This is a genomic window from Candidatus Venteria ishoeyi (assembly GCF_030378065.1).
Taxonomy (GTDB): Bacteria; Pseudomonadota; Gammaproteobacteria; order Beggiatoales; family Beggiatoaceae; genus Venteria; species Venteria ishoeyi.
The window spans coordinates 1-10,670 of the sequence record NZ_JAUCGJ010000081.1; the positions used below are offsets into that span (position 1 = coordinate 1).

The 10,670-nt window shown below is 34.3% G+C and carries 4 protein-coding genes and 1 pseudogene; all 5 read right to left on the minus strand.

The features are described 5' to 3' along the window. Nucleotides 1-9: 9 nt before the first annotated feature. The gene (locus QUF61_RS17595; protein ID WP_289682873.1) at nucleotides 10-2,100 is read right to left on the minus strand and encodes a hypothetical protein; all 2,091 of its coding nucleotides are present in this window, start codon (nucleotides 2,098-2,100) and stop codon (nucleotides 10-12) included. 63 nt (nucleotides 2,101-2,163) lie between these two features. Further along, nucleotides 2,164-4,575 carry a vWA domain-containing protein gene (locus QUF61_RS17600; protein ID WP_289682874.1) on the minus strand — a complete coding sequence of 804 codons (2,412 nt, stop codon included), beginning with the start codon at nucleotides 4,573-4,575 and terminating at the stop codon, nucleotides 2,164-2,166. 3 nt (nucleotides 4,576-4,578) lie between these two features. Then, entirely contained in the window at nucleotides 4,579-6,048 is a 1,470-nt protein-coding gene (locus QUF61_RS17605; RefSeq protein ID WP_289682875.1) for a hypothetical protein, read from the minus strand. 5 nt (nucleotides 6,049-6,053) lie between these two features. Beyond that, complete coding sequence (locus QUF61_RS17610; RefSeq protein WP_289682876.1) at nucleotides 6,054-8,081, minus strand: SUMF1/EgtB/PvdO family nonheme iron enzyme; 2,028 nt, start codon at nucleotides 8,079-8,081, stop codon at nucleotides 6,054-6,056. 3 nt (nucleotides 8,082-8,084) lie between these two features. Then, a pseudogene (locus tag QUF61_RS17615) lies at nucleotides 8,085-10,526 on the minus strand (tubulin-like doman-containing protein); the annotation flags it as partial. Between the last annotated feature and the right edge of the window lie 144 nt (nucleotides 10,527-10,670).

Below are 10,670 nucleotides of genomic sequence, written 5' to 3' on the forward strand. Positions count from 1 at the left end.
GATGGAATGTCAAATCTTCACGAGCGGGGGGCGCGGGTAATTTACGTGGCATGTAACCTTCTCGGGTTTAGTTTTATGATGACTGGGGGGTATTTTAACCTTTTTTGAGTGAAGCGGGAATTGCTGAGATTTAATTTGAGCCACCAATACATCTGTAAATTTTTGCTTTTGTTCGGTTGGTGACCAGCTGAAAAAATCAATACTACCATTAACACCTTCACTGAACGGCTTAAGAATTTCAAGCCATTTTATAATATTTTTTCTTGTCATCCATACTTCTTCTTGAATCGCCTTGCTTTTAGGAATGTAGAACTCAGCTGTATCATCATTACTCATTTTTATATGGCACTGCTCTCCTAATTGAGCACAGCTTAGTGATTTTATCAACTGCCAGTATAAAACAGGGAGATTATCTGCATCCAATTCATTGCTGATGATATCTTCTAGTGAATGACCTGCACGTAATTTTTGTTGAGTTTCATCTACAATGCTGCTATCAGAATAACTGGCAACGATATTTAATATTGTTTCAACTAAATCATGAGCCTCAAGAGAAAGTATAAAATCATTACGATTTATATTTATCTGATGATTGTTATTAATCAAAATCAATGACTTGGGCAATACATGATCAACCATCTGATATGCTTGCTTCTTAAAAGCTGCATGAGTAGTTGTATCTGCTGCCGAATTTTTAATCCCCAAACTGTTATCTGGTGTATGAATAAAATATAATGCTAGTTTTTTGAAATCAATTAACTTTTCATAAATATCTAAAGGTATTTTTTTCTGTTGATCACCGTGATTTCCAATCACAAAAATTAATTTGGTACGCTCATCACAACTGTCTATATCATGTAGTGCTTGACGCAAACCATTAAACAACTGTTTAGGATAAGTATTTTCATTATTAACAGCAATTTTAATGTTATTAATTTTTTCCCCAAATTCTCTCCAGTTTTTATTAGTATCAGAATTGTTTGTATGACAGGTATTTGTGGGTAAGGTCATATATTCACAAGCACCTTTATTGCATTCTAACCCCGGAATATTATCACGATACACACGAAAACCAAAACGAAAAGAACTTTTAATATAGTCTGCTTCTCTATGCAAGCCTCTGGCAATTTTGTATACGGCTTTTTTAGTGGCACGAATATATGGTGCCATAACTGAACTGGCTTCCAATACAAAAAATACATCCACAGACCTGAAAGATTCAACAGCTTCATTTTCTTGGAATGGATCCACTCCTTGCATACTGGTATTTGGCAGGGCAACCTTATAGGAATGGCATTTATATTCTAAAACAGGAATACGCATTGGAGATTTATACCAAGCATTTCCTCCTTTTAAAACTATACTCTTCTCATTCCCCACCCCAAGGTTCTGGCAGCCCTTGTGGGATTCACTATCTTCCAAGTGTTTATAGGCACATAATAAATCTGTATTTTCCTTTGGGCGCAGTCCTACTGTGGTATTCCAGGGGATAGTGTGATCAAAGTCCACCCACCCAAGTAAAGATGGCAAATCAGTATCGGCTAAATTATGATGTTCAGCCAGTAAAAAACGATGGTTAGCTAGATCTTCTGCCACAATATAAAGTAAGGTAAATCGGGATAGTTGCCGACATCTTCCTATACTGCAATCCTTGATATAAGGGGAAGGGTATGCAGTCACCGTTTTACCATCAATTTCTTTGCCAGAAGGTGTTTTAATAAAGGCTTTGCGCTCTAGCCCCTTATCACTAATTAAGGGATGGTGACCACATAATAAATCAGCAGATTCCATCCAGCCAAATATCTCATCACTTCCAATTTTACTGACAGCTACCCTCATCCCCTTAATTTTTCTTGGTGAAATAGCGGTATTAAATTTAAGTGTTCGTATTGCCTCTTTACCCCCTGCCGTAGCATAAACTTTCGCCCCTTCTCGTAAGACTCGAATGAGAGAGGTAGTTCTAATCGTTCCATTACCTGCTAATTGATTGGGAGGGAACTTATAATCTAAACAACTACCAGCTCCCGGCATAGCCCAGGCATAAATATCGACTGATAACAATAAAAATGTCATACAAATATGGATGGAAAAACGTAACATTATGTATTCCTCAGTCAAAATATCTGGAATATTTTAAAACTTAAATTTCCAGGTTATTTTTAATCAGGGTAAAAAATCTATGGGCAACCAATAGATTTGTTCTCCATATAAACTATGAAGGTAACTGTATTCATTGCCGTCCCCCAAAAAGGATGGTGGGTTTAATACCATTTTTTTGATATTTTTTCCCTTGTCACTAAGGTAGCAACTTGGCTCCTTATAATCTTCTAACTCAAAAGACACTTTCATACGTGGCTCTGCGGCAACAGTTACTAATATATTTCTAACGGATTTCAGCCAATCAGCTAAGTATCTCATTTCACAGGCTTCCATAGTTCTGAGTTCATGCAATGAATATTGCAATAAGGGACCTTGTTCACGCATAGGAAAACCACTTATACGTTTCATTAATTGTTTACCTAGTGCTATATTTAGCTTTAGTTTTGGCTCACCAAGAACAGATTCAATTTGAGCCACCAATATATCTGCAAATTTTTTCTTTTGTTTGGTTGGTGACCAGCTGAAAAAATCAATATCACCATTATCGTTTTCACCGAATGGCTTAAGAATTTCAAGCCACTTTATAAGATTCTTACTTTTCATCCATACTTCTTCCTGAATAATTTCTTTATTTTCAGGAATATAAAAATCAATTACATCATGCACTATTCTTTTTTCACATTGCTCTTCCAATTCACCACAAGCAGCATCTTTCATCCATTGCCAATATAAGACTGTTTTTTCATCCCCCTCCAAACCTTGATGAATAATATTTTCCAAGGAATTCCCGGCACGCAAGCTCTGTTTAGACTCATCTACAGTACTGCTGTCAGAATAAGTAGCAACATGATTTAATACAGTTTCAACTAAGTCATAGGCATCAAGTTCAAATATAAACTCATTACGGTTGATGTAAGTCTCTTTTCCTTTATTTATTAACTTTTTAGGTAATACATGATCTACTATTTTGTATGCCTGATTTTTAAAAGCAGTATAAGCTTTTGTATAAGCCTTAGGATTTTTAACTATGGAAGAATTATTAGGCGTTTGGATAAAATACAAAGCTACTCGGTTAAAATTACCATTAGGACCGCTTTTTAAGTCTCTATAAATATCCCAAGGATCTTCTGATTGTCGATCTCCATGATCTCCAATAACAAAAATTAGTTTAGCACGCTCATTACAGCTTTCTATATTTCCAATAGTTTGACGCAAACCATTAAACAATCGTTCTGGATAATCATCCTTATCATTAACAGTAACTTTAACTTTATCAATCTGTTGTTTAAATTCCTTCCAATTTTTCTTAGTATCAAGTTTATTTGCATGGCAAGTGCTTGCTGATAATTTCATATACTCACAAACACCCTTATTGCATTCCATGCCTGGAATGTCATCTGCATAATCATCACGATACACTTGAAAACCAAAACGAAAAGAGCTTTTCACGTAATCTGCCTCTTTACGTAATCCCTTAGCTATTTTATGAACAGCTTTTTTAGCGGCTTCAATATAGGGTTTCATGGTTGCTGTTCCGTCTAAGACAAAAAAAACATCCACATATCTGAAGGGATCAATGCTTTTATCTGCCTTAAATGGACGAAAACCCTGCATGCCCACACTAGGCGCAGCAACTTTATAAATATTATCCTTAGTCTCGTTATCTAAAACCGGAATATGCATGGGATTTTTGTACCAGACATTCCCCCCTTTTAATACAATAATTTTTTTCCCATTCTTAATAGCTTGCACTTTATCCTTCAGACAATCTTTACGAGATTTAAATTTACTATCATTGAAATCCTCATAAGCACATAATAAATCTGTATTTTCTTTGGGTCTTAGTCCTACTGTTGTGTTCCAGGGGATAGTACGATCAAAGTCAACCCACCCAAGTAAAGGTGGTAAATCAGGAGCAGCTAAATTATGATGGTCAGCTAGTAAAAAACGATGACTGGCTACATCTTCCGCCATAATATAAAGCAAGGTAAACCGGGATAGTTGCTGACACCTTCCAATATTGCAATCCTTGGCATAAGGTGAGGGATATGCAGTCACTGTTTTGCCATCAATTTCTTCACTGGGCGGTGTTTTAATAAATGCTTTTCGTTCCAAGCCCTTACTAGTTAAGGGATGATGACCACATAATAAATCAGCGGACTCCACCCAGCCAAGTATCTCGTCACTTCCATTTTTACTGATAGCTATTCGCATCCCCTTAATTTTTCTTGGTAAAACAGCAGTATTAAATTTAAGTGTTCGTATTAACTCCTTGCTCTCAGCCGTAGTATAAACTTTTGCCCCTTCTTGCAAGACTCGAATAAGCAGGATGGTACTAATTGTTCCATCATTTGCCAATTGCTTGGGAGGAAACTTATAATTTAAACAACTACCTTCCCCTGGAATAGCCCAGGCACTGGTATTGAGTAGCAGCAATAAAATGCTCACATAACTACCAATTAAAAAACGCAACATTTTTTATCCCCCCATTTCGCTAAAAAATTTTAATAATAGCTTAGTTAAGCTTGCTTGCTCTCTATCCCAAAAAAAGCATTCTGCACCAGCAGTTTTCCATACTTCACAAGCTTCATCCTGTAAAGTAACAACTTGTAGATCAACATGGTATTTTTTTTTCCAGATTCCAATAGCACCTAAATCAGCACTTGGTATTTTTGAAAAATTTCCATCAGTTAACCCTTGACTATCAACTAAATATAATATGGAATTTATTTGTGTATCTGTATTTTTTTGATTTCTTATTACATAATCCATTAATCCTAATTCTCTGATAGGATTAAATAAATCATCTGCATTAAATGAAAGTCGAACAATAAAATCCTTTAAATAGCTATCACCTGTATCATTTGATTTAAATTTATTATGATCAAAAAATATGTCACTAAGTCCTCCCCCACCCAGAATAAGACGTAAGCTAAAGTTAAGTTGTTTATCAGATTCTTTTAACTTAGAAAATACCTCAAGTAAGCTGTCTTGAATTATCTTACCTTGTGGATGAAGTCTATTGGACTGAGAAAGCAAAAGTAATCGATGATTATTTTTAGATGATATCACTTCAGGTGCTTTATTAATGAATCTATATTTATTTGAAATTGAGTCAATAACATTATTTATTGAAGTAATGTTTTTTATTAAAAAGTTATTAACTACATCATAATTAGATTCATCAAATTTATTGTTTACATTTATGATAAGTGGTATACGTTTTTCTTTTATTTCTATTTTAACTGTATTATCAGGAGTGATTTTTTCTATAAATTGCCCCATTGAAACAGATGTTGAGAAAAAGTTTTCCTTATTGAATGATTTACTTGATTCAAACAGCTTAGTGCTATTATTTTTCATACTTATTAGATAATTTCTTACAATACTTAAGTCAGAATAATTATTAAATGTTAATGTTATGTAGGGAAATTTATCTAATGTATCGTTTATTAATTTATTGGAATCTTTGTTGCATGAGGGGAAATATTGTGAAAACTTCTGACTACATATGTTAGATATGCAAGCGCGATTTCCTTTGTTTGTTACCGATACCCAGGGTAGGTTTTCAGGGTGTTCTGGAATAAGATAATGTTTATCATTATACATAATGTACGGTACTACCCGAACAGCAAGGATTGTTTGATCATGTCTATCTGTAAGTAATTTAGTCTTAGGATGAATCATTAAGCCAGCCATAAATGTTTGCTGCTTTAAGAATTCATTGTTATTATTTTTTTGGGTATCCCATATCCACCAAGCATCGTCATATTTAGGTGTCGCACTAAAACACTTTTTAATACTAACACCCTTATTAAGTAAAGTGCTATTATCATGATGAGTTGAATCAGCGATAGCAACACCAGTACCAAACAAGGAAAAAAGGATAATAGTTAGTGAACTTCTAAGCATATATATTTTTCTCACTATAAAAAAACTAATTATCATAGGTATTACTCTTGTATAACCAATCTAAAACCTAAAATAGGAGATTCTTTTGCATTAGAGCAGGTTACACTCGAATGCCCATTAGCCAATGCGCGTTCTCGTACTTGGTAATTCTGCCCAAGTACATTATACCCATTCAAACAGCTATCTGATGACCACTCAGTAAGGTTGTCAAATAAATGAACCACTGCTTTGGGAGTAAGTGATTTTTTCAGTTTTACTGGTTCATTCCAATCATTTATTTTCCTAAATTCTACATTTTTTAATCCTATATAGGCCAATGCTGATCGCCATTGTTTCTCACTAGGTAGTTTAATAATGCAATTATTTCCTGTTTTCTCACTAAGCCAATTTGCATAGCCTTGTGCAGCTTCCCAGGAAATATGACTAACAGGATAATCAGCCTGCTGCTTCCAACCGGTTGGTATAAATTGTTGCTCTTGCTTTATTTTGGTCAGCGTTTCCACATACTGTTGAAATTCCTGAACAGTTACTTCCCTGCGCATAATAAAGAAGTTTTTGTTATTATTTATTATTTTTCCTTTCATTTTTGGCATCCAATAAGACACCGATTGTGGCACAGGTTTTTTGTCAAATACAGGGATATGATACATAGGTAACACACCATGAATATTTTTTGGTACAGAAGCCAGACATTTTGGTGTGTGCTGGCATTGCTGGATCTGCCTTGAAAAAGTATCAAGTATTTCTATTGCTTTAGGACTTATTTTTGCCAACTGATTTTTTTTAATCTCAGCATTGTCACAGTCAAGTTCTTTTAGTAAGTTTATCGTTTGCTTTTGATACTGCTCACCTTTGGTTAAAGTATCTAATAAGTTCATCAAAACTACTGAGTCAATATCTGCATCTCTGAGTTTGTCAAGATGTTTTTTTGCTTCATTCCAATCAGCTTTATTCAACATTTTATTAGCCATATCTTGGTGATTTTGAGTATCATTAAGCTTGATTTCTAGTTCAATCAATTTAACCTTCCAGGAGGGGTGAAGCTGATGCAATTCATTGAGATATTGTTTTGCCTTATTCCAGTCCCCCTGAGTTATAAGTTGATTGAGTTTGGCCAGTTTATAAGTTTTATCCAGACGCAATTTTAATCCTGCTAATGTAGGCCAATTTGGTTCAAGTTGCTCCATTGCTATGATATGCTTTTCAGCTACATCCATATCTCCAGTTTCAATGGCTGCTATAGCTTGTTGCTGATACCAGTTAAGTTGGGCGTTTTTTAGTTGTTCGGTTAAGTCGGCAAGAAGTGCAGGATCTGGATCTAAATTATGGATATTTTTAATGTTTTCACTGGCTTCGCTCCAATTTTTATTATCAATATTCCTTTGAAATAATTTTTTTAGATCCTGTAATGCTAGAGCAGTCTTATATTGTTCAATTTTATTAAACAGCTTTTCTACTCGTATTTTTATATTATTTACAATCGCTTTAATTTCATCTAATTTAGAAGTTAAGCCATCAAGGTTCTGATTTTTTATATTATCTTTTATCTCAGTAATATTTTTTTGCGTTGAAGTCAATTCATTGTTAAGTAACTTAGCTGTTTCAGATATTGTATCGATCTGAATAGATTTAGGATTTTTTTCCACTAGTAAATTCACTTCAGAATCAATTTTTTCCATACGTATTTTTAATTTATCAATTTCTGACTCTAGTTCTTTGAGTTTATTTTTTTCTTCAGGTGAAGCTGATGACGGTTTGCAAGTAACACTTGGTGGAAAAAAAGAGACACTTTTAAATGTACCATTTATAGTACACCATATCATTTGACTAAAAAAAATTAAAACCATCAAACCAAAAATAAGTAGGGCACTTATTATTAATGGCCTAGGTATAGGTGGGGGTGGGTAAACTTTTGGAGCTATATTAGCACCACATTCGGGACATTTTTCATTATCTCCACGAATAGGTATTTCCTTTTTTTTATCCGCAATGGAGCAATTCCCAATATTATTGCATAATCCTAAAGGTTGTTTTTCTTCTCCATGAAGCATGGAAAGCCAAGAAGTCATACCTTAATCCCTCATTTCTAATATTTTAATAGCACTTTTACCACCATCATTAAAGAGTTTAAATTTTAAATTTTCTATGTCATTATTACACTCTTCTACCTTAATATGCTTAACATTCGCGACTATGGAATCTTTCAATTCACTACGTTTATCCATATGCAAATACTTGTCAGCTAGTAATATTTCAACTTGATTTTTCAGCTTGTCTAAATCACCTAAATCCATTTTATCAAATGAATCTATAAAATTTGTACCCAAATAGATAGGCTCTTCATCAAAACCATTTTCATCTTGTTGTAAAATGGCATACTGTTCGATACCTGTTGTAGGGTTCTTTAATTTATCAATCAATTTCATTGAATTTGCTAACAATAGATAGGGTGTTGTTTTTTCCATAAGGATTGTCATGGATGGTAAAAAAAGTTCAGGAAGTTGCGTACCATCTCCATCAGTATGAAGTTCCATTCTTATCGAATTATCTGAATTAACAAGTTCAAGATATTTTTCATGTAAAAACTTAACTTGTTCTACAAAACGTAATGGAAAATGATTAATTATATTAATTACTGTTATTTCATTAGGTTTAGAATTAGACTCAATGAAATTTGGTGATGTAGAACCGGCATAACTATCTTTAAATGCCTTCTTTAAGGTGATTATAAAATTGGCATACTGAGGGGCAGATGGCATAATAACTGTCAATAGAGATTGTTTAGTATTTATAGAGCTAGCACTACCTCCATTTTTTATTGACTCTGCATTATCAAATTTAAGATAGGTGCATGCATGTTTTACTAAATTAGTAACATAAGCATTAAGACCTTCAATATCACTATTATAACGCGATTGAAGCTTCCCAATAATACTGATATTTAGTAAAGGGCTTCCACCACTTTGAGTATATTTATTATGACTTATTAGGGCATTATCTTCACTATGTATTATTAATGTATCCATGAGAGATGAAACACTTAGTTGATTAAATGCTGAGAAGCTATATTTTCCTCCTATTTTTGCAATTATTTCTGAGCGTACATTACTTGCACAAACTTTTTGATACTGCTCATCTTTCATTAGATCCATTGTGACATTTTTAACTAAGTCAGGATCATAAAAACGTATGAGTTTTTTGGTGAAATCATCTCCTTTCTCATCCTTGATTCTTTGATTTAGCATCTCATCAAATTTTTTGCTAGCTATGCTTATAGTATTGTTACATCTATCAACATCTGCTACTAGCCTCCTAATTTCTTGAATAATCTCATCTAGCAGTTTTTTGGAAAAAAGCAAGCCTTCTCGCCATGTTTTTTTTGTATATAAATCCCGTAAATTTAATGCCTGCTGATCAAACATAGTGGATGAACTTATTAATCTACCCAAGATCCCTTTATCCGCCCATTTTTTATTAATCTCATCCACTTTATCTTTTGCAGATTTTATATCCTTTTCCTTTTCTGTTATGTTATCATCAAGTTCTTTACGACGGCTAGCTAATGAGGGTTCTAGAGCAGATAGGAGTTGTGTAACATCATAAATAGAATTTACTCCATTTTTCCAATCATCAAATAACTCACTTTCAATTTTTTTGCGTATTTCAATCGCCATCTGGGATTTTGCATGCTGCTTGAGTTCATAAAATTTTATAACTCCACCTAGTTCTCCAGCACTCCTTGCGCGAAAGTTTTTATCAAAACGCTCTTGATATAAAGCAGCTAATTTATCTAGGCGAATATTTTTATCTTCATTTTGCGTGCGATCTTTAAACGGGGTAACTATTAATGCCCAGTCTTCATCAATAGTACGCCAGTTTTTTGTGATATCATCTCGAAGGATGGCTTTGGAAAGACATAAGTGTTCATCACTCAATAACCACTTCGACTGAGTGGATTCTTGCGATACATACTCATAAAAATCACGATTATCATGTTGATCAATAAACCCCTTATTATCATCCCAGTTATTAAATCTGAGGTGTAGGACTACTTGACGCGCAAAACTGTAACTTAAATATTCTTTAATTTCCTCTTCTGGAATTGCAGCGCGTTTAATACCAAAGGTTAAAAAATCTTTTGCTCGCTCTGGAATACCTATGCCATTTGGTTCCGGTGTGCTATTGATATTCTCAAATGAGAGCATGCGCCCAATGCCATCGCTTGCAGCAAGGCTTTTTACCGCAACTGTTTTTTGGTAAATAAAATCAGCGATAATGTGTGGTACGTCATGCTCAACCTTAACAATAATACCTTCTTCATTTTCAAGATTAAATAGATACATCCCATTAAAAACAGTATTAAGTGCTAGGGGTTGCCCTTTTTCTGCAATATCATGAGGATTAAACCTACCGGCGCTAAGTGCATTTAATTCTAATAAAGCAGCATAACCATTAGCAAAATAATTACCAGTATTCCACTGTGGCTGAGGTGTTTCTTCTGGCAAAAGCGTGTAGACATAAACTTTATAACGTAACTATTCAGACCCCCTCCACCTGAGCGGCAGGCAAAGCCGGAGCGCTTCTCCCTGCCCGCCGCTCTCTAATAACCTTTTCCAGATAACGCCAAGGAGAAACATCTCGCTTACGGCAGGTATCAA

Excerpts from the sequence above, each read along its gene's own strand:
- QUF61_RS17610 (WP_289682876.1), bottom strand. The coding sequence starts at position 8,081 with ATGACTTCTTGGCTTTCCATGCTTCATGGAGAAGAAAAACAACCTTTA.
- QUF61_RS17605 (WP_289682875.1), bottom strand. The coding sequence starts at position 6,048 with ATGATAATTAGTTTTTTTATAGTGAGAAAAATATATATGCTTAGAAGT.
- QUF61_RS17595 (WP_289682873.1), bottom strand. The coding sequence starts at position 2,100 with ATGTTACGTTTTTCCATCCATATTTGTATGACATTTTTATTGTTATCA.
- QUF61_RS17600 (WP_289682874.1), bottom strand. The coding sequence starts at position 4,575 with ATGTTGCGTTTTTTAATTGGTAGTTATGTGAGCATTTTATTGCTGCTA.